This is a genomic window from Paenibacillus sp. J22P15 (assembly GCF_056269345.1).
Map to the genome: position 1 here is coordinate 342,389 of NZ_JBWDNT010000004.1, position 20,947 is coordinate 363,335.

The window sequence follows — 20,947 nt, forward strand, 5'->3', positions numbered from 1 at the left end:
AGCTGTGGTTGCTTGGTTAAGCGATTGGCTGAGAGACATCATCGCAGTGATTCTGCTGGCAGTGTTCGTCGAACTTCTGCTGCCGAACAAAGCCATGCAGCGCTACGCTCGTCTTGTAGTCGGTTTGTTCATTCTGCTCACGATACTCTCTCCCATATTAAAGCTCATACAAAGCGACATTGGAGCGAAGCTGGATGAAGGAATGGAGAACTGGAGCAAAACGGCTATGTCGGGTGAGATACAGATGAACGGGCTAAATCAAATCAAGCAGGATGCCGAAGCCATGAGTCAGAAGCGAAATCTAGAAGCTGCTAGATTGATGGAACGAACATTGGAAGCATCTATTCGAAATGAATTGCTCGAACGAACGGCTGCTCCTGTTGCTGAGGTGGATGCGATGCTGAAGTGGGTTTTGGTGCAAGGTAATCAAACGCCATATATCAGCCAAATAACAGTTACTCTTGAAGCGATAGATAAGAAAAGTGGATTAACGAAGGAGGGTGCTGCTGTGGAAGCTGTACAGCCTGTGATTGTGGATGTTGAAATCGCGCCAATGAATGATAAAGGTTCGTTGCCAGTTGGAAAAGCAGAAGAAGACGATCTGAACGTATCAACGGAAAAGGAGAAAACGGATGGGCGTTGGTCAAGGGCTGATCCTTCTGTATCAGCTGCGATTAGCAGCCTGATTGCAAAGGGCTGGGGTGTCCCTGAAGAACAGATTGTTATAAGGCAGCCGGCAGATAAACAAGCAGTGAAGTAAGAGGATAGGAATGGAGAGGAGGTAAGGCGCGGTGGCCAAATGGCTCGAAGGCATAGAATCAGCGGTTGGCGGCGGTCCCAGCGGTCCAAAGCGAGTACGGACGCTGCGAATATTGCTAATCGTTGGGGGGATTGGCGCAGCGCTAATGATTATGAACTCTTTTTTAACATATAAGCAAGTTGAACCCTCTGTGCAGGACCCGAATCCGCCGCCTCAAACCGAGGCTGCTTGGAATAATTCGGTGTCATCCGGCAGCTCCTTGTTCACTGCAATTGAGCATCCTTTAGAGGCGAGGCTGAAGGAAATACTCGAAAAAATTGTCGGTGTGGGAACAGTTGATGTGCTCGTAACGGTCGATTCTACGGAAGAGATCATTTATGAGAAAGATGGGCAGGTATCCGAGCAGATAACAGACGAGAATGATCCAAACGGCGGCAAGAGGCATATCACCTCGATAACCAAAGATGGAAAGGTCGTGCTGTACGAGGTATCGGGAGATCAGAAGCCAATCATCGTTAAAACGATTAATCCGCGTATACGCGGTATTCTCATCGTCGCCAAAGGTGCTGAAAACGCAACGGTAAGACGACTCATCACGGATGCGGTGGGGAAGGGCATAAACGTACCTGTTAATCGAATTTCAGTAATACCAAGCAAACAATAAACCAATTTGAATCGATGGGGAGGGTGTTCTCATGAACACGAAAAGACAAACAGTATGGCTCGTATCAATGCTCAGCTTAATGGTGGTATTATCCGCGTATTATTTATTCACGCAAGATGTGGAAACTCCTGAAGTGCTCACTGATGGTACGCAAACAGAACAAACTGCACAAAATGCAACTGAGGCTGCGGCAAACGGTAATGGGATAGTTGCAAACGAGGTGGAGCAGCCAATAGGTGAAGAGGCTTTGAGTGAAGCCGACAAAGCGGTGCTGGAACAAATCGATTCGCAAGGTTTAGCGGCAGGCGGAGTGTTCAGCGAGCTTCTTATGAAGAGGGATTTGAAGAATACGGAAGAAGACAATCGTATCATGGCGGCTATCAACGATACGTTGAACAAACCGGAAGAGGCATCTGCTGCAATAGCTGAGCTTGAAATGTTGGAAGAGAAAAATTCGAAATTAACTAGCATTGAATCAGAGTTGTTGAAGCAGTATGAAAAAGTAGTTATCGATGAGCAAAGCAATAAATTCAATGTGGTTGTCTCTAGCGATAAATTGGAGAAAAAACAAGCAGCTGACATCATAAAGCTGGTCATGAGTACGATGGAAGTGGATGCAGAACAAGTATCTGTTCGATACATCCCATAAGCAGTATCAAATGTTCTAATATGGACAAAAGGTCTTGTCGTTACAGCAGATTAGCTGGAGGCGGCAAGGCCTTTTTTTTTGCCAGCAACCTCTATTATACAAAAAATGATTCGTGTTCAGGCTTGTTTATGATATAATGTTAAACGTTATGTGAAAGAAATGGTTATACTGACTAGGACACCATTAATGTTTACAAGTCATGAAAGCAGTCTTGCTATCGCAAATTTAAGGAGTGAAAATATTCATGTTCAAATTGAGCGAGATCAAAGAGTTGATCAAATTGGTTGATCAAACTTCCGTTCATGAGCTGGAAATCGAAAACGAAGGGACTCGTCTGCTCATTCGCAAGCCTGGCAAAACAGAAGTAGTAAATGTGCAAGCGGCTCCAATTACGCATACATACGCGCCTGCACCTTTACAAGCTCAGCCAGCCGTTCCAGCAGCGCAGCCTCAAGCTGTTCAAGAAGCAGCACCAGCTCGTCCTTCAACAGACCATTTGCATCAGATCGTATCCCCAATGGTAGGTACTTTCTACAGTTCGCCGACTCCGGAAGCAGGTGCTTTCGTGAAAATTGGTGATCGCGTAAATGATAAGAGCGTCGTTTGTATCTTGGAAGCTATGAAGCTGATGAATGAACTCGAAGCTGAAGTTCGTGGCGAAATCGTGGAAATCTTGGTATCTAACGGTCAACTCGTAGAGTACGGCCAGCCATTGTTCCTTGTAAAGCCAGAATAATGTAGAGAGTTAACGTCCGAACAGGACAATTGTCGCTTGAAAGGGGTTCCTACGTGAAATTTCACAAAATATTAATTGCAAACCGCGGTGAGATTGCTGTACGTATTATTCGCGCTTGTCGCGAGCTTGGTATTAGCACAGTCGCAGTTTATTCCGAAGCGGATCGTGATTCGCTCCATGTACGTCTAGCTGATGAAGCTTACTGCATCGGGCCTACCGCTTCAAAGGACAGCTATTTAAACTTAACGAATATTATGAGCGTAGCTACAATAACTGAATGTGACGCCATCCATCCTGGCTATGGCTTTCTAGCTGAAAATGCTGATTTTGCTGAGATTTGTGAATCCTGCAACATTACATTCATCGGACCATCACCGGAAGCAATTAACAAAATGGGTGACAAAGCAGTTGCCAAGCTGACGATGAGAACGGCCGATGTGCCAATCATTCCTGGATCTGACGGTCTTGTCGAGGATATGGATGAGGCTATCCGTGTTGCTCGGGAAATCGGCTATCCTGTTATCATTAAAGCAACTGCTGGCGGCGGCGGCAAAGGCATTCGGATTGCGGATGACGAGACAACGCTCATAGCACAAATTACGACAGCACAGCAGGAAGCTCAGAAGGCTTTCGGTAACGCAGGCGTATATCTAGAGAAATATTTGACAGGCATGAAGCACGTTGAGATTCAAATTATGGCAGATAAGCACGGCAATGCCGTTCATTTATTTGAACGTGATTGCTCCGTCCAGCGCAGACGCCAGAAGCTGGTCGAAGAGGCGCCATGCTCCGTCTTGACTCCTGGACTACGGGATCGCATGGGACAAGCGGCTGTTCGCGCAGCGTTAGCTGTGAACTACTCAGGTGCTGGGACGTTAGAATTTTTACTTGGTCCTGACGATAATTTCTATTTCATGGAAATGAATACACGTATTCAAGTTGAGCATCCCGTAACAGAGATGATTACAAACGTGGATTTAATTAAGGAAATGATTTCTGTCTCTGAGGGCAATCCACTTTCCTTCTCGCAAAGTGATCTGCAAATTAATGGTTGGTCCATCGAATGCCGGATTAATGCAGAAGATTCCGAAAGAAACTTTATGCCTTCTCCTGGATTGATTCCCTTTTACTTGCCGCCAGGCGGCGCAGGGGTTCGGGTGGATAGTGCGGTTTATCCCGGCTATACCATTTCACCGCATTATGACTCGATGATTGCTAAACTAATCGTTTGGGGTGCAACTCGTGAAGAAGCGATCGCAAGAATGAAGCGGGCATTGTCTGAATTTGCTATTGAAGGCATTCGGACGACGATCCCATTCCATTTGAAGCTTCTAAATCATCCTAAATTCATAAGCGGAAACTTCGACATTAAGTTTCTTGAGGAGCATGATATTAACGCTCCAGAATGAGGATACGACAAAGATGTGAACAAGTAGTATTGTTTGTCATATTTCTTACTGAATGTTATAGTATATTAACAAGATGCGGTTTATTGCTTGGCTTAAAGCCGGGTACGCGCAACTTTAAGGAGGTGTACAGCCATCATGAGTACGATAGCTGCGGAGTATGAGAAAACGGACATTGGCACGATTCAAATTGCACCTGAAGTCATCGAAGTAATCGCTGGATTAGCTACGATTGAAGTGGATGGAGTCGCTGGAATGAGCGGCGGATTTGCAGGAGGCATCGTTGAGCTTCTTGGACGCAAAAATTTATCCAAAGGTGTTAAAGTTGAAGTGGGTCAGCGTGAAGCAGCGGTAGATGTATCCATAATCGTTGAGTACGGCAACAGAATTCCGGAGATCGCTTCGGAAATTCAACGAAATGTGAAACGTTCTATCGAGATGATGACGGGACTCCACGTTGTTGAAGTGAACGTACATATTCACGATGTACATTTCAAGACGCCTGATAAACCGGAAGAAGAAGAAGTTCTACACAGAGTTAAATAAATAAAGATGGTTTAATTTAATCCCGTACAACCCCCTCGTGAATGGGCATGCCGCTCGGCGCAAGGGGGTTTTCATTCGGCTAGGCAGAAGGAGGCGCTACGTTTGATTAAGGTCGTGGACAAGCTGCTTTTGTTTTTGTATAGCATCGTAATTGGATGTTTATCCGTTTTTCTGCTATCCATTGGATTTGGCTGGATATCGCGAGATTTATTGAACGATTTAGTAGGCGATCTTTATCGTGTCGATTCCATACAAATTACGCTTGCAGTAGCAGGTGTTATTCTGTGTATTCTTAGCTTAAGATTTTTTATTGTATCACTTCATCGCGGTTCAGCCTCCGCTCCGTCAATTGATCAAAGAACTGACTTCGGCGACATTCGTATTTCTCTTGAAACCATTGAAAACCTGGCTTTGAAGGCGGCTTCTCGTCAACGTGGTGTAAAGGATCTGCGCGCTCGTATTCGGGCAACAGACGCTGGTTTAGATATTGTGATACGAGCGGTTGTAGACGGTGAAAGTTCCATACCTGTGCTGACTGAGGAGATTCAACGTACGGTGAAAGAGCATGTAGAGGAAATTGCCGGTATACCCGTAACGAATGTTGCGGTATATGTTGCGAACATCATTCAAACGGGCACGTATAAGAGTCGCGTGGAATAGAGGTGAGTTTGCTCATGTGGAGGGAATTCTGGGACAGCTATGGAAAGCGCGCAATAGGCGCTTCAATAGGGTTGTTTTTCGGATTGCTATATTTGTTTGTCGGTTTTTGGGACATGCTCTTTGTAGGGCTTCTCGTCTCCATTGGCTATTGGATCGGCTTACAAAAGGAAACAAGCAACGGACCTATCTTTCCATGGCAGCGGCTTTGGTATTCGTTATTGGAAAGATTTCGACCGTTTAAATGATCCTGTGGTCTCCTCCGTACTCCGGATTTCGGAAAGCCGCTTATTCGGGGCAGGGAGGAGAGCATAGGTTTTTTTTGAAATGTAACAAAGTATACGAACTATTGAGTTGATAAGAACAAAACCATTTTATCGGCATGAAACTGCCGCGGAGGTAACATGAAACGTAGATTAGCACGGGAAATAGCGGTATCAAGCTTATATCAAATGGAAATGAATGAAGTTTCGGCTTCAGATGCAGTAGACATGCTTGTGGAAGAAATGAGTCTAGATAACGAAATGGGTGCTGATCCTGCTGAAATCGGCAGCACAGATGCGTTTGCACGTGAAATTGTTGCAGGCGTTTTGGAGCACAAGCAAGCTATTGACGGTATGCTGCAGCAGTTTTTGACTGGCTGGCACATTGATCGATTATCACGTGTAGATCGTCAGGTTCTAAGATTAGCGACTTATGAAATGGTATTCCGGGATGACGTTCCCCCAAAAGCAACAATCAATGAAGCAATTGAGCTTGCGAAACATTTTGGCACAGAGGAATCCGGAAAGTTTGTTAACGGCGTACTCGGTAAATTGCTTTTGGAGATTGAAGAATTAAAATCATAATGGCAATGAAATAACCAACATTCATCGATGTAAAGGGAGACTGGAGCTATGTGTGCACAAATCATTGAAGGTAAGAAAATATCCGACCTTATCCGTGAGGAAATGATTACGGAAACTGCAGCCTTAAAAGAAAAAAATATAATCCCTGGTTTGGCCGTCGTACTCGTAGGTGAAGATCCTGCTTCAAAAGTTTACGTGGGTTCTAAGGAAAAAGCTTGCCAGCAGCTTGGTTTCTACTCAGAGGTACATCGTTTGGCTGCTGATACAAGTGAAGAGGAACTGCTTGCGGTCATTGACCGTCTGAATAATCAGTCTACGATCAACGGTATTCTTGTTCAATTACCGCTTCCAAAGCATATCAATGAGAAGGCTGTTATTGATGCCATTCATGTAGATAAAGATGTAGACGGCTTTCATCCGGAAAGCGTCGGTAATTTGGTTATTGGCGATGACAGCTTACTGCCATGTACGCCTGCAGGTGTTATTGAGCTTATTAAACGAAGCGGCGTTGACATCTCAGGGAAACATGCTGTCGTCATCGGCAGAAGCAATATCGTTGGCAAGCCTGTAGCGATGCTGCTGCTGCGTGAGAATGCAACGGTAACGATTTGTCATTCTCGTACGGCTAACATGGAAGAAATTGCTAAACAAGCTGATATTCTTGTCGTAGCTATCGGCAAAGCAAAAGCTATTGACAGCAAATTCGTTAAACCAGGTGCTATCGTTATCGATGTCGGCATTAACCGGTTGCCAGACGGCAAGCTTGCGGGTGATGTTGATTTTGACGATTGCTTAGATACAGCAGGCTTTATTACTCCAGTACCAGGCGGTGTTGGTCCAATGACAATTACGCTCCTAATGAAAAATACGATTACAGCGGCAAAAAGGGCTAACGGAATCAAGGAGTGATGGCGGGTATGGCAGATCAGCCACGAATTTATTCCATAAAAGAGCTTAATCGATATATTCGAATGAAGATGGAGTCCGATACACTTCTTGGCGATATTTGGCTGCGTGGCGAGATTTCCAATTTTACACATCATTCAAGTGGGCATATGTATTTTACGCTGAAGGATAGCGATAGCCGGATCAAATCCATTATGTTCTCATCTCATAATCAACGACTTCCTTTTATCCCTAAAGAAGGTACAAAAGTGATTGCAAGAGGGAACATAACGGTCTACGAGCGAGATGGCAATTATCAATTTTATGTGAATTCAATGCAGCCGGACGGGATTGGAAGCCTATACCTTGCGTTTGAACAGCTAAAGAGCAAGCTTAACAATGAAGGGCTTTTTGCAGAATCACGCAAACGGGCGCTCCCGCTGTTTCCTCGTGCGATTGGTGTCATCACATCGCCTACAGGAGCTGCCGTACGCGATATTATCATTACCTTACAGCGGCGTTATCCATTAATTCCGATCTATGTGTATCCCGTTCTCGTGCAAGGAACTGGGGCAGCACCTGCTATTGTGAAAGCAATAGAAGCAATGAACCGTTTTGGCGAAGCCGACGTATTAATTGTAGGGCGCGGCGGAGGATCACTTGAAGAACTGTGGGCTTTCAATGAGGAATCGGTTGCTCGCAGCATCGCTGCCTCAGAAATTCCGATTATAAGTGCGGTTGGGCATGAGACTGATTTCACGATTGCTGATTTTGTGGCTGATTTGCGTGCAGCAACGCCTACCGCTGCAGCAGAGCTTGCTGTTCCGAGTATTGTTGAATTAAAGCAGCAGCTTAATCGCCAGCAGCAACGACTCATACAAGGCATTCGTTACCGTGTTACAGACGAGAAGGAGAAGCTGCAGCGCATTCGCCGTTCGCCGTTTTTCTTACATCCGCGCAGATACTTACTTGAGCAGGCTGAACGGCTCGATCGATTGTCAGAGCGGCTATTACAGCGTACTAAGCGAATAGCGGATCGTGGTCATACACGCCTTGCAAGGCAGATGGCGACACTGGCTGGCCATCATCCAGGAGAGCGAGTTGCGTTTGCTGCTAAACGGTGGCAGACAGCAAACAAGCAGCTGGAGCAAGCAATGAACATTACTATTAAGGACAAGAGAAACAAGCTGCATAGCTCTATGAAGCAGCTGGATGCGTTAAGTCCGTTAAAAGTAATGTCCAGAGGGTATAGTCTTGTGTATGACGAGCGGGAGCAACGATTAATAAAATCGATTCACGATGTGAAGCAAGGCGACATCGTTAAGGTGAAGGTAGCAGACGGTCAGCTTGATTGTCATGTAGGCTCATTGAGAGGAGATCGAATTGATGGCAGCAACGAAGAAAAGTGAGCTCACTTTTGAGCAAGCCATGGAACGACTAGATTCCATTGTATCTAAGCTTGAGAATGGCGATGTTCCTCTTGAGACTGCTATTGAGTTATTTCAAGAAGGTATGAAATTATCTCAGCTATGCGGTGGCAAGCTTGAGCAGGTAGAGCAAAAGATTGAATTGTTGATTGAAACAGAGCAAGGCTTCCAGAAAAAAACGTTTGCGGATGCAATCGAAAATAAAGGGGAATAAGCTTGAACGAGAGGGCAGAAATAAAAGCGTATTTATCGCAATGCGCGGAGCTTATTGAAGCTTCGTTTAAACAATCGTTACCAAGTGAATGGGATGTTCCACTTCGCTTGCGTGAGGCGATGCTTTATTCCTTGGAAGCAGGAGGCAAACGATTAAGACCAGCACTTGTTCTTTCTGCAGCTGAAGCTGTCTTCGGTAAAGCAGAAACATTAAATGCTGCTCTGTCTGTTGCTTGTGCGGTTGAGTATATTCATACTTACTCATTAGTCCATGATGATTTACCTGCTATGGATAATGATGATTTCCGCAGAGGCAAGCCGACAAATCACAAGGTGTTTGGCGAGGCGATGGCTATTCTAGCCGGAGACGCGCTGCTGACACATGCCTTTCATTTAATTCCGCAAGGCGTTCGTAAAGGCGGCATTAATGCAGAGGTTGGTCTAGCCATCGTAGAGGATTTGGCTAAATTAGCAGGAGCTCCAGGGATGGTCGGCGGTCAGGTCGCTGATATGCTAGGTGAACAAGGAATCACTTCCATTAATGAACTTGAATATATTCATCTTCATAAAACTAGCGATTTAATTGCTTTCTCGGTTATGGCGGGTGGACGTATAGGCGGAGCAACAGAGGAGCAGCTTGAACTGCTGGCTCGCTATGGTCGGAATATTGGTCTTGCTTTTCAAATTCAGGATGATATCTTAGATTTGATCGGTGACGAGCAGAAGTTAGGTAAAAAGACGAATAGCGATGTACAGCAACATAAAGTAACGTATCCTTTCCTTATCGGAATAGAAGAAAGCAAAGCTCAGGTTGAGCGGCTAACCCAGGAAGCGAAGTCAGCAGTGCTCGAAGCGGAGTTTCTGGCACCTGATCGATTGCTTGAAATTGCGGATTATCTCGTTCAACGCGATCATTGAGAATGTAATGCTTTTTCCATTTCGGTTGGGAAAAAAAACTCTGTATGCTATAATAGGAAAAATGTAGATGTACATGGGACGGCAATTAGAGGCTGTCCGCGAAAGCGAGGAAAGTAACGTGCTGCTTGACCAGATTAACGGACCTCAAGATTTGAAAGCTTTGACAACCGCTCAGCTAGAGCAACTGGCCGCTGAAATCCGTCAGTTCCTTATTGAGAAGCTTTCCGTTACGGGTGGTCATCTCGCTCCTAATTTAGGAGTTGTCGAGTTGACCCTAGCCATGCATTATTTATTTAATAGCCCTGAAGATAAGTTTATTTATGATGTTGGTCATCAATCTTATGTGCATAAAATATTAACAGGTCGGATGGACCGATTCGACACTCTTCGTAAATATAAAGGTTTATGCGGATTCGTCAAACGTGCAGAAAGTGAGCATGATGTTTGGGAAGCCGGACATAGCAGCACATCGTTGTCAGCTGCTATGGGTATGGCGCTTGCTCGTGATCTGAAAGGCGAGAGCAATCGAGTTGTTGCTGTTATCGGAGACGGTGCACTTACCGGCGGTATGGCTTTGGAGGCACTCAACCATATAGGACACGAGAAGAAAAATCTAATCGTCGTCTTGAATGACAATGAGATGTCTATCGCTCCTAATGTTGGTGCATTGCATCATTATTTAGGGAAAATTCGTACAGATCGTCATTATCATAAAGCAAAAGACGAGCTGCAACAGCTGTTAAACAAAATACCGGCAATTGGCGGTAAGCTCGCGAAGACTGCTGAACGCTTCAAAGATAGCTTGAAATATTTGCTCGTCAGCGGCATTTTATTTGAGCAATTTGGATTTACGTATTTAGGTCCCGTAGATGGTCATGATCTTGAGCAAGTGATTGACATTATGCGACAAGCGGATTCCATGCCTGGTCCTGTACTTGTGCATGTATTGACTGTTAAAGGTAAAGGGTATTCTCCTGCTGAAGCAGATTCGTTCAAATGGCATGGCATCACGCCATACAAAATTGAATCTGGCCAAGTGTTAAAGGCAGTTGGGCCGCCTATGTATACCGACGTATTTGGCAAAATGCTAATCGAGCTTGCTGAGAAGGATGAGCGAATCGTCGCGGTTACACCGGCAATGCCTGGTGGTTCAGGCTTACTTCCATTTGCAGCAAAATTTCCGAATCGGATGATCGATGTAGGTATAGCAGAGCAGCATGCAGCAACAATGGCAGCAGCATTAGCTATTGAAGGCATGAAGCCAGTATTTGCTGTATACTCAACGTTTTTACAGCGTGCCTATGATCAAGTCGTTCATGATATTTGCCGTCAGAACTTAAATGTTATTTTTGCTATAGACCGAGCTGGCTTTGTTGGTCCGGATGGTGAAACTCATCACGGTGTTTATGATATTTCATTCTTAAGACATATTCCGAATTTGGTTATTATGATGCCTAAGGATGAGAATGAGCTAAGACAAATGCTTAAGACTGCAGCAGACTATGATGATGGTCCAATCGCTGTTCGTTATCCACGGATTGCAGGATTAGGCGTCGAAATGGAGGCCAACCCGCAAGCTCTTCCAATAGGCAAGTGGGAAACGGTTCGCGAAGGCGACTCCAGCGTAATTTTGGCCATTGGTCCTATGATTCAAGTTGCTGAAGAGGCTGCAGAACTTCTCAAACGAGAAGGCATCAATGTACAAATTGTAAATGCTCGCTTTATTAAGCCGCTGGATGAGGAACTGCTTCTTACACTGGCTGCAGAAGGCAGACATATGATTGTGCTTGAGGAAAATGCGGAACTTGGCGGTTTTGGAAGCTCAGTACTTGAATTTTATTCGCTCAAAGGCATTTATGGCCTGACCATTCGTATCATTGGCGTGCCTGATGTATTTGTAGAGCATGGATCGATCGAAGAGCAAAGAAAAGAAATTGGTTTAACGGCCGAAAGAGTTGCTTCCGATTTGAAGTCGATGCAGCCAAAGCGCATGAAACGAGTTACTGGTCGACAGTAACGTCTGAGGGTGAAAGATGACAACCACAACTAAAGAGCGTATAGACGTGCTGCTCGTTGAACGCGGCTATTATGAAAGCAGAGAAAAAGCAAAAGCGGCTTTAATGGCAGGTCTCGTGCTTGTAAATGACGAACCTGTCGACAAAAGCGGTATGAAAGTACCACGTACGGCGGACATTAAGGTGAAGGGTGCTCTGCATCCTTATGTGAGCCGCGGTGGATTAAAGCTTGAAAAGGCAATTCGGTCGTTTAATATCGATTTGAACGGGCGCGTTATGCTTGATATTGGAGCATCTACGGGTGGGTTTACCGATTGCGCACTCCAAAACGGTGCGACTTATGTCTATGCGATTGATGTCGGTTATAATCAACTTGATTGGTCACTTAGACAAGATGAGCGCGTACATGTTATGGAGCGTACCAATTTTCGTTATACACAGCCAGCTGATTTAGTTGGACCTTTGCCGACATTCGCTACAATAGATGTATCATTTATATCTTTAAAACACATCTTGCCTGCATTATCTACATTATTATCAGTTGGGTCTGGGATTGTTGCTTTGATTAAGCCGCAATTCGAGGCTGGCCGCGAAAATGTAGGTAAATCAGGTGTCGTGCGAGATTCTGCCGTACACAAAGATGTGCTGAGTAAAGTATTAACTTTGGCTGCGGAGCTTGGTTATTCTTTGCAGGATATTACTTTTTCGCCGATTACAGGCGGAGAAGGTAATATTGAATTTTTGGCTTACTGGCATTGGAATGCTGAGCCGAATACTGCTGTGCCAGATAATTACGCGCTAGCGGAGCTTGTGAAACAAGCAAACGTAACGTTTACAACTAATAAATAACAACAATAAACTAGGAAGGTGTCGAGCAGAATCATAGCTGCCGACATCTTTTTTTACTTTACAGCAGCATGCTCCATTTGTTAAACTATAGAAAAGCAAACAAACGTTCGGTAATTGTGATAAACAGGAATATGCCCCCGCCATAGCGAACGATTAAGTAAATAATCCATTTACGAATGGGGGATGCTGGTGGGAGCTTACGGTGACAGAATAATAATGGTGATTGCAGGTTGCTTGTTTATTATTTGGTTGTTAAGAGTGTTTTATCGCTGGCTGCACGAGCCTGGTAGTCTAAACCGGCTTAAGTTAGGCAGAGGCGGCGTACTCAAAGCAGATGATGAGAACATAATATTGTTGGAACAAGCGGGGTACGAGGTAAGCTCAGGAAAGCATTTAGTACCGATTCCAATCAAGATGGACGATGTGCCGCTTGGAAAGGGAAGTCGGTTATATATTGATTACATTGCGGTAATGAATAATAGCACGTATATTGTGAAAACTGCTCGTGACCGGATGCCAATGGACTGGTCGCCAAGCGGCGTGAGAGAGCGATTACTTGTTTATTCCCTGCTATTGCCTGAATGCGACGGTATATTGTACGTGGACGCGAAGGAAAAGCTTATCCGAAAGATCACGTTTCACATCGCAGAATAATAACTCATGGAGGTTTTCTTATGAAGGGGATTCGCCAATATCGAATCAAAGAGATCATTACCAATTTTGTCATAGAGACACAAGAGGAGCTTGTCGAGGCACTTCGCACATCAGGTATGCAAGTAACGCAAGCAACGGTATCGCGCGATATGAAGGAGTTAATGCTAATAAAGGTGCCGGCAGGTGAAGGGAAATACAGGTATTCCATTCCTCAAGAGCATCAGAAGCAGAATCCGATTCATAAGCTAAAGCGAGCTTTATTAGATCATTTTGTACATATTGATTTTACAGATAACCTCGTTGTCATGAAGTGTTTACCAGGTTCAGCTAATGCGATTGGGGCATTGGTTGATAATATGGAGTGGTCTGAGGTTATGGGGACAATTTGCGGTGATGACACAATATTAATGATCTGTCGTACTAAGACGAAAAGCAATGAAGTAGTTGAACGAATACTTGAGCTATTGAACTAAGGAGGATATCAGAACCATGCTGCGTGAGTTGTCTATCAGGAATTTAGCGGTAATCGAAGAAGTAAACGTTACATTTCATCATGGATTTCATGTGTTGACGGGTGAAACAGGTGCAGGTAAATCGATTTTAATTGATGCACTAAGCTTACTGGTCGGCGGTAGAGGCTCCGCAGACATGGTACGATACGGTTGTGATAAAGCGGAGATGGAGGCTTTATTTGACCTCCCAAGCAATCATCCAGTTTGGGTCGTTCTGAACAAGCTTGGTGTACATGCTTCTAGTGAAGAGATGTTAGTAATTAGACGAGAGCTGTCCTCGCATGGCAAGAGCAGCAGCCGAGTTAATGGCCAGTTAGTGACCATGACGATGCTTAGGGAAGTAGGAGAGTGTCTTGTTAACATACATGGACAACATGAGCATCAATCACTCCTTCGTACGGAACAGCATTTAGAATGGCTGGATTTGTTCGCTGGGGATTTATTAATTGAACGCAAACAAATATATCGGAATATTTTTGCACAGCTGCAGAAAGCAAGAGCATCTCTGCGTGAACTGGAAAATTCGACTAGACATAATGTACAAATGCTTGATTTGTATCGTTTTCAGATTGAAGAAATTACGAATGCCCAACTGAAACCGTTAGAGGATGAATTACTTGCCGAGCAGCGGCGCAAGTTAATGTATGCGGGAAAAAGAATGGATGCCGTCTCAGAAGCCTATTCGCTGCTTTATGGTGGCAAAGGGCTTGATATGGTCAGCAAAGCGGTAGCTAAGCTGACCGATATTCAAACGTACGACGCTGCCAAATTAAATCCGCTGCTTGAACAGCTTCAATCTGCCTTTTATCAAGCAGAGGACGCTGCTTTTCAACTGCGTGATTATCGAGATGGAATTGAGTCTGATCCTGATCAGCTCTCACAGGTAGAAGACAGGCTTGATTTGATAAATAGTATGAAGCGGAAATATGGTGAGACAATACCCGATATACTCGCTTATTTAGAGCGGACAATTGTGGATCGCGACAAAATTGAAAATCGTGATCAACTGCTTGAGGATTTGCGTGCAGAAGAATTAAAACTTTACGATCAAGCACTCGTACTTGCACAGGAATTATCGCAGCTGCGTGAGCATGCAGCCACAAAGCTGTCTGAAGCGATCGAGAATGAGTTAGGACAGCTTCAAATGCCAGCTGCCAAGTTCCGTGTGCAAATTGATACAACGGTTGGTGGGTCAGATGAGACGAAGCAGATTCGTTTGCATACGAATGGAATGGATGAAGCTATTTTTATGCTCTCTACTAATCCAGGTGAACCGTTAAAACAACTAAGTAAAATTGCTTCAGGCGGAGAAATGTCTCGTATTATGCTTGCCCTGAAGAGCATTTTTGCAGAAATAGATCAAGTTCCAGTTCTGATTTTTGATGAGGTCGATACTGGTGTAAGCGGACGAGCTGCTCAAGCTATAGCGGAGAAAATGTCTCAGCTTGCATCCAAGTGTCAAGTGTTCTCCATTACTCACTTACCGCAGGTTGCCTGCATGGCTGATCATCATTATGAAATACGCAAGCAGGTTATTGGTGCACGTACTTCGACATCAGTCTCCGAGCTGCTGGATGAGGTTCGTATTGAGGAACTTGCTCGTATGCTAGGCGGTGTAGAGGTTACGGAAAAAACAAGGAACCACGCACAAGAAATGCTTGATTTGGCACATAGACAGAAAGGAGCGTAATGGAAGCCAATTAGGGAATGATTTTGCGGACATAAAACGACCGGGTGAGGGTAACTTAAAGGTACGCCATTGGCGATTTATCCTTCTTCGTCATGCGATGGAATTACAGGGAGCGTGAAATCATTGAACTCCAATCAAAGGAAGCGATGGTTTGGCCTGGTTCTTGTTTTCTTCATTTGCATGATCGGAAGCTCCACCCCGTTTCAACACTTTGCCGCAATCCCGAATGAACTTCGTTTATTCTCCGGGCAACTGAAACGTTTACAGTATGGAGTGCCCGTTCATGCAGAAGTAACGGTCGACCCTCAAATGCTTCAGATTAACGGATCAACCAGTCATTCTTTATCTGTAAATTTGAATGAACCACTGTCACTGCAGTCGAGTCAAAGCGGTCAAACCAAGATGAAAGTGAAATTATTTGGTAAAATTCCATTCAAGACTGTTAAGGTTAATGTCGTACCTGATTTACGTGTCATTCCAGGCGGCCAAACGATTGGGGTTAAAGTTAAATCCTCAGGCATTTTAGTTGTAGGTCATCATCAGGTAGCTGGCAGCAACGGCTTGAAGCAATCGCCTGGTGAAGCCGCAGGACTCCGGCTGGGCGATTTAATTGTTAAGATTGATGGTACAAGCATCAATCAAGTGAATAGGATTGCTGAGCTAAGTGAGAAGGCGGGCAATGACAAGAAGCCGCTTGAAGTGACGTATAAGCGAGATGGTCAATTAAATAAGACATTGCTTAATCCTGTATATGATGCGGAAGATAAAGCGTGGCGGTTAGGCTTGTATATCCGTGACTCAGCAGCTGGAGTAGGCACATTAACATTTTACGCACCCGATCAAGGCGTTTATGGAGCTTTAGGGCATGTAATTACAGACATGGACACACAAACACCGATCGATGTTGGCGAGGGTCAGATTTTACAGTCCAGCGTTACGTCCATTAACAAAAGCCAAAATGGCGAGCCAGGAGAAAAAAGAGCGCATTTTGTGAAAGAAAGCAAAATATTAGGTAATGTAGAGCGAAATACTCCGTTTGGCATTTTCGGCAAAATGAATGAAGTTCCTACTCACAGCTACAGTGATAAATCTGTTCCTGTCGCTTTTGCCGAGGATGTTAATGAAGGGCCAGCGCAAATTTTGACTGTTGTGAATGGACAGAAGGTTGAGCGCTTTGATATTGAAATCGTACATGTATCAAAGCAATCTGGTCCAGCGACAAAGGGTATGGTCATCAAGATTACAGACAAGCGTTTGTTAAGTAAGACCGGAGGTATTGTACAGGGGATGTCTGGAAGCCCGATTATACAAGATGGCAAACTAGTTGGTGCAGTTACTCATGTATTCGTCAATGATCCTTCATCAGGATATGGCTGTTTTATTGAGTGGATGCTGCAGGATGCAGGTGTTTTGTTGAAGTCGGCAAATAGTCATTTGGGTGAAGCTGCATAAGGTTAATACGTTAGAAATAACGATCGCCTAAGCTGAATCAAAGCTTAGGTGGTCGTTATTTTTTTATTTGAGCCATCTATCTAAAAAACGCGTGATCAAATAAATGAGCAATGATTTTTGTCGAAGAAGAACGAACATAATCGGTACGTGTAACAAATTATTTATTATATCGAAACTCCATAAAAAAATAAAGAAAAATAATTTTCGACAGAAGGAATTGAACTCCACATGTCGAAAACTTTAATCAGACAACTAGCGAGCGAAAACATGAATATCATTTAAGGGAGGACCACAACTTGCATAAAATCGAAGTATTATTAGCAGATGACAACCGAGAGTTTACTAACTTGTTATCGGAATACATATCCGAACAAAGTGATATGAGTGTGAGTGGAGTCGCGTATAATGGAGAAGAGGTTTTAAGACATTTGGAGGAAACAAGAAAGGTTCCAGATGTACTTATCCTTGATATTATTATGCCTCATTTGGACGGGTTAGGCGTTCTAGAGCGATTGAAAGAAATTAATCTATCCCCTATGCCCAAGATCATTATGCTTACTGCTTTCGGACAAGAGAATATTACCCAAAAAGCGGTACAACTTGGTGCTTCCTATTATATTCTGAAACCGTTTGACATGGATATTTTAGCTAATCGTATCCGCCAGCTTGTTGGAAATCCAACATACTCGTCTACGGGCAGCTTCACAACTAGTTCTTCTTCGATGAAATCAAATGTCGTACCAATCCCTAAAGGTAAAAACCTGGATGCTAACATTACGAGCATCATTCATGAAATCGGAGTGCCGGCACATATTAAGGGTTATCAATATTTGCGCGAAGCCATTACGATGGTTTATAACAATATTGAAATTCTTGGTGCGATTACAAAAACTCTTTACCCTGCGATTGCTGAGAAGTTCAAAACAACGCCTTCCCGCGTTGAGCGCGCGATCCGCCATGCCATTGAAGTGGCTTGGACTCGGGGCAACATCGACAGCATCTCTCACCTATTCGGCTATACAATCAATATTAGTAAATCTAAACCGACGAACTCAGAGTTCATCGCGATGGTGGCTGATAAGCTGCGGATTGAGCATAAAGTTAGCTGAGAGGGGGACGATTAGCGTAACAGTAAGTGTGAAGAGGTTTTGGAATGCGTTTACAGCCAGAACAATTATGGCGGTAAATATCCGAATAGGGCGTTTCAAAACGAATAAACTTCAAGATCATAAATCAACAGACACCGCATATTTATTGGTTGTTTATAACCAATAAATAACGGTGTTTTTGTTATGACAGATAAACAATTTTACTCATACTAAACTTAGAAATATTGATCCTTTTAATAGAGGCTATACAAGAACTGGATCGTGTCTATCTGATGAGATTCGAAGGATTTATTTTCAACGCAGGATACCAATAGGTTGAAAATCTATTTTTGAAATAAATGATATATATTTAAAATAAAAATAATATTAAGGTATAGATGGTATAAAATAGTTTAAATATAATTATTGATCTGAATAATTAATTGCAAGAGGTTCGGTAAAGTTAAAATTGAAAGCATGGTGCAGCAATAATAAGTATTTTTCTTGATAAATAATATTGAATGGCCTTATTTCACTGCATGTAAAAAGGAGCCCTCTCAAAAGGGTCCGCGAACAACAGCGATCGGAAGATCATTCGACTGCGTAGTGAACTTGGGAACCAAATTTGTTCTGAATAGAAAGGGGCTATCCCATCGTCATCTTTGTCTTTGATGACTTTTGGGACGGCCCCTTGTTTATAATTTCAATTACCAATCCCAAAATCAGAAATAATCTGAAAAGTAGGGACGCTCCTGATTGATCAATTGTTCAAGTATTCGGATGGAAGCGTCATCTGCCTGCAAGCGGCCGATTCGAGCCAGATAGGTTGGTCGCTTATATCCCATTAGCATCGTCGTTAAGACGGGGATGTCTACAACCAAGGAAGGGCCAATTCCTCCCTGACATATTTGACCTCTGCCGCTAGTATCAACGGTTAGCGTAAAGGTTCCTTGATTCCATTCGAGCATAGGATCATGCAGATTAATAACTAGCCGAGAGTCCTTCTCCAAACTTTGGAACGGATACTGCTCAATGAATAAAACGATGTCCACAATTCGAGCCATATAGTAAGGTGCAATCGTTTCCTTAATATCTCCATCGTCTAAAATGAATGCAAGAGGCTCATCCTTGTAGATATCCCCTTTAACGAGCGTAATCATTGAGAAATGAGCGCTGACAAAGTTCCATAATCCAGTATGCGCTTCTTCATTAATGTAAATCATTTCTTTCATATGAAAGATCTCCTCAGCTATCCAATACAGCAAATAGCCCATAGGCAAATCGTTGTTGTCATAATAAATAGCGACGGTCATGTCATCTAAATCCCAACGCAAATATTCTTCCCAAGCAAGCTCATTTCGCAGCATGGCGCCGTGGTGAAGCAAGGCGAACTGTTCATATATGGTTTTGATATCTGGATGTTCTATCGATACTCGTTCGACGTTTCCTGGCACGTTCTTCAGCTTCGGAAGTTGAGTGTCCGGCACTTCAAATGAGATTTTATCTGAAATGATCTCCCAGCCTTTGCGCCTGTAATAGGGGATGGAATAGGGGTACAAGTAAGAAATCGATTGCTTTCGTTCCCGCATTTTACTTAGTGCAAGCAGCATAAGCTTGTTCATTAAGCCTAAATTAGCATACTCGGGATAGGTGCCTACACCTGTTAGTCCGCCCATTTCGTAAATATGTCCGTAGATGTTCACTTGGAAAGGGTAGACTGCGAGCTGTGAAATAAGCTTGTCCCCATCAAACCATCCTTGAACGTCGGCATACTGGAGCACCGGCAGCTTCGACTTTGCAATTTCTCTGTTCTCCCAGCCAAAGGTTTGTAAATCACGATTAGTCACTTGAAATACATAGCGCAATAAATTGTTGAATTGCTCGCCATGCTGGGTTTCGATTTGTTTTAATTTGAGTCTTTCATGCATCTTTCGTCGACTCATAGGTGACGACCTCCATTTTTATTAACATATCTAATATGCTGAGGATGTCCTACAAACGTTCTAAATAACCGTAAACTGACCTTGGTATGTAAAGAGTGTTGATGGTGTAGAGGTTATAAAAAACGATTAAAGTGGAAGGGACGTTTACTCAAAAAAAAAAGGCCCTCATGGATGCCTCAATTGTAAATAACTCTGCGGTTTAAATAAACGTTGCTGCCATATTTCTTGATTAAACCAGTCGATTCTGCTTTTATAAAGCTATGAATTTCTTTTAACCGCTGCGACTGTGGCTGGATTGTTTCTTTTACTTTCCCATCTACGGTAACATCGAATACAATTTTCATGATTGCACCTCTTTTCTTTTGGTTAATTTCATAGTAATGCAGTTGTATGTGGAGAAAATAAATTGAACTGCCGACAATTGTAATTTTATGTGGAAAGCATCATCGCAATGTAAAATATATACGAGGAGAGATGACAGGATGAGAGCCGTCTACGCAGGAAGCTTTGACCCGATTACGCTCGGACATGTATCCGTTATTGAGAGAGCCTTCCACTTATTTAGCGAAGTTCATATTATTATCGCTAACAATCGCTCCAAAAAGCATCATTTTACGATTGAACAGCGAACAGAGCTTGTTAGTTTATCGGTCCCACAGGATGAGAAAATTCAAATCATTCCTTATGAAGGTATTGTTGCGGATTATATTAACGAGCATGACATCAACGTGGTTATACGGGGAATACGTAATGCAACGGATCTAGAATATGAATTGCAGCTTGAGCAATACATTCGTAACACAACGATGGCAGATACGATTTATTTATCACCCTATACTCATTACATGCAGACGAGCAGCTCGCTCGTTAGGATGTTTCTCATGTCTGACAAAACAGAGCTTGCAGCTTCCTACATGGTGCCGAAGGCGTATACACAGATGCTTGATTATGTTGAGTAGCTGTGGCTGTACGAATAAAGTCTATTTTTATTAGAAAAACCGCTAAGTAAGGATCGTCACGATCCCATCTTTAGCG

23 protein-coding genes are annotated in these 20,947 nt (G+C 43.6%); 21 read left to right on the top strand and 2 right to left on the bottom strand.

Going from position 1 to position 20,947, the window contains the following annotated elements; all coding sequences use genetic code 11:
- The first annotated feature begins 4 nt into the window (after positions 1–4).
- The 20 genes from spoIIIAF to spo0A all read left to right on the top strand — a co-directional run bounded on the left by spoIIIAF (position 5) and on the right by spo0A (position 17,990).
- On the top strand, positions 5–760 hold the full coding sequence (gene spoIIIAF / locus AC0YN6_RS12680; RefSeq protein WP_475747201.1) for a stage III sporulation protein AF: 756 nt from the start codon (positions 5–7) through the stop codon (positions 758–760).
- 31 nt (positions 761–791) lie between these two features.
- Entirely contained in the window at positions 792–1,424 is a 633-nt protein-coding gene (gene spoIIIAG / locus AC0YN6_RS12685; protein WP_475747202.1) for a stage III sporulation protein AG, read from the top strand.
- Between the two features lie 31 nt (positions 1,425–1,455).
- A complete protein-coding gene (locus tag AC0YN6_RS12690; RefSeq protein WP_475747203.1) occupies positions 1,456–2,073 on the top strand; it encodes a SpoIIIAH-like family protein in 618 nt (205 codons plus the stop codon).
- 244 nt (positions 2,074–2,317) lie between these two features.
- Positions 2,318–2,809 carry an acetyl-CoA carboxylase biotin carboxyl carrier protein gene (gene accB, locus AC0YN6_RS12695; RefSeq protein WP_475747204.1) on the top strand — a complete coding sequence of 164 codons (492 nt, stop codon included), beginning with the start codon at positions 2,318–2,320 and terminating at the stop codon, positions 2,807–2,809.
- A gap of 53 nt (positions 2,810–2,862) precedes the next feature.
- Positions 2,863–4,218, top strand: coding sequence for an acetyl-CoA carboxylase biotin carboxylase subunit (gene accC / locus AC0YN6_RS12700; protein WP_475747205.1), 1,356 nt, complete (start codon positions 2,863–2,865; stop codon positions 4,216–4,218).
- 135 nt (positions 4,219–4,353) lie between these two features.
- A complete protein-coding gene (locus AC0YN6_RS12705; RefSeq protein WP_076266953.1) occupies positions 4,354–4,761 on the top strand; it encodes an Asp23/Gls24 family envelope stress response protein in 408 nt (135 codons plus the stop codon).
- 102 nt (positions 4,762–4,863) lie between these two features.
- Positions 4,864–5,421, top strand: coding sequence for an alkaline shock response membrane anchor protein AmaP (gene amaP, locus AC0YN6_RS12710; RefSeq protein ID WP_475747206.1), 558 nt, complete (start codon positions 4,864–4,866; stop codon positions 5,419–5,421).
- 14 nt (positions 5,422–5,435) lie between these two features.
- The gene (locus tag AC0YN6_RS12715; RefSeq protein ID WP_475747207.1) at positions 5,436–5,666 is read left to right on the top strand and encodes a DUF2273 domain-containing protein; all 231 of its coding nucleotides are present in this window, start codon (positions 5,436–5,438) and stop codon (positions 5,664–5,666) included.
- Between the two features lie 156 nt (positions 5,667–5,822).
- Positions 5,823–6,266 carry a transcription antitermination factor NusB gene (gene nusB, locus AC0YN6_RS12720; protein ID WP_475747208.1) on the top strand — a complete coding sequence of 148 codons (444 nt, stop codon included), beginning with the start codon at positions 5,823–5,825 and terminating at the stop codon, positions 6,264–6,266.
- A gap of 48 nt (positions 6,267–6,314) precedes the next feature.
- Complete coding sequence (gene folD / locus AC0YN6_RS12725; protein ID WP_475747209.1) at positions 6,315–7,175, top strand: bifunctional methylenetetrahydrofolate dehydrogenase/methenyltetrahydrofolate cyclohydrolase FolD; 861 nt, start codon at positions 6,315–6,317, stop codon at positions 7,173–7,175.
- An 8-nt stretch (positions 7,176–7,183) separates the two neighbouring features.
- Positions 7,184–8,560: an exodeoxyribonuclease VII large subunit gene (gene xseA, locus AC0YN6_RS12730; RefSeq protein ID WP_475747210.1), complete on the top strand. Its 1,377-nt coding sequence runs from the start codon at positions 7,184–7,186 to the stop codon at positions 8,558–8,560.
- The gene (gene xseB / locus AC0YN6_RS12735; protein ID WP_475747211.1) at positions 8,538–8,792 is read left to right on the top strand and encodes an exodeoxyribonuclease VII small subunit; all 255 of its coding nucleotides are present in this window, start codon (positions 8,538–8,540) and stop codon (positions 8,790–8,792) included. The genes xseA and xseB overlap by 23 nt, the downstream gene beginning before the upstream one ends.
- Before the next feature lie 2 nt (positions 8,793–8,794).
- Positions 8,795–9,709: a polyprenyl synthetase family protein gene (locus AC0YN6_RS12740; RefSeq protein ID WP_475747212.1), complete on the top strand. Its 915-nt coding sequence runs from the start codon at positions 8,795–8,797 to the stop codon at positions 9,707–9,709.
- 67 nt (positions 9,710–9,776) lie between these two features.
- Positions 9,777–11,726: a 1-deoxy-D-xylulose-5-phosphate synthase gene (gene dxs / locus AC0YN6_RS12745; protein WP_475747213.1), complete on the top strand. Its 1,950-nt coding sequence runs from the start codon at positions 9,777–9,779 to the stop codon at positions 11,724–11,726.
- A gap of 16 nt (positions 11,727–11,742) precedes the next feature.
- Complete coding sequence (locus AC0YN6_RS12750; RefSeq protein WP_475747214.1) at positions 11,743–12,573, top strand: TlyA family RNA methyltransferase; 831 nt, start codon at positions 11,743–11,745, stop codon at positions 12,571–12,573.
- A gap of 183 nt (positions 12,574–12,756) precedes the next feature.
- Positions 12,757–13,227, top strand: a complete 471-nt coding sequence (locus AC0YN6_RS12755) for a hypothetical protein (protein ID WP_475747215.1) — start codon at positions 12,757–12,759, stop codon at positions 13,225–13,227.
- Positions 13,228–13,247: 20 nt separating this feature from the next.
- Positions 13,248–13,700, top strand: coding sequence for a transcriptional regulator AhrC/ArgR (ahrC, locus tag AC0YN6_RS12760; RefSeq protein WP_475747216.1), 453 nt, complete (start codon positions 13,248–13,250; stop codon positions 13,698–13,700).
- A 16-nt stretch (positions 13,701–13,716) separates the two neighbouring features.
- On the top strand, positions 13,717–15,429 hold the full coding sequence (gene recN / locus AC0YN6_RS12765) for a DNA repair protein RecN (RefSeq protein ID WP_475747217.1): 1,713 nt from the start codon (positions 13,717–13,719) through the stop codon (positions 15,427–15,429).
- 123 nt (positions 15,430–15,552) lie between these two features.
- The gene (spoIVB, locus tag AC0YN6_RS12770) at positions 15,553–16,881 is read left to right on the top strand and encodes a SpoIVB peptidase (protein ID WP_475747218.1); all 1,329 of its coding nucleotides are present in this window, start codon (positions 15,553–15,555) and stop codon (positions 16,879–16,881) included.
- A gap of 296 nt (positions 16,882–17,177) precedes the next feature.
- Positions 17,178–17,990 (top strand): sporulation transcription factor Spo0A, encoded by an 813-nt coding sequence (gene spo0A, locus AC0YN6_RS12775; RefSeq protein ID WP_054024301.1) that lies wholly within the window; start codon positions 17,178–17,180, stop codon positions 17,988–17,990.
- Between the two features lie 701 nt (positions 17,991–18,691).
- On the opposite strand, the gene AC0YN6_RS12780 is transcribed toward spo0A, so the two are convergent.
- Both AC0YN6_RS12780 and AC0YN6_RS12785 read right to left on the bottom strand, forming a co-directional pair.
- A complete protein-coding gene (locus AC0YN6_RS12780) occupies positions 18,692–19,912 on the bottom strand; it encodes a GNAT family N-acetyltransferase (RefSeq protein ID WP_475747219.1) in 1,221 nt (406 codons plus the stop codon).
- Between the two features lie 176 nt (positions 19,913–20,088).
- Positions 20,089–20,256, bottom strand: coding sequence for a mechanosensitive ion channel protein MscL (locus AC0YN6_RS12785; protein WP_475747220.1), 168 nt, complete (start codon positions 20,254–20,256; stop codon positions 20,089–20,091).
- Between the two features lie 138 nt (positions 20,257–20,394).
- Between AC0YN6_RS12785 and coaD the strand changes: the two genes are divergently transcribed.
- Entirely contained in the window at positions 20,395–20,871 is a 477-nt protein-coding gene (gene coaD / locus AC0YN6_RS12790) for a pantetheine-phosphate adenylyltransferase (RefSeq protein WP_475747221.1), read from the top strand.
- The last annotated feature ends 76 nt before the right edge of the window (positions 20,872–20,947 follow it).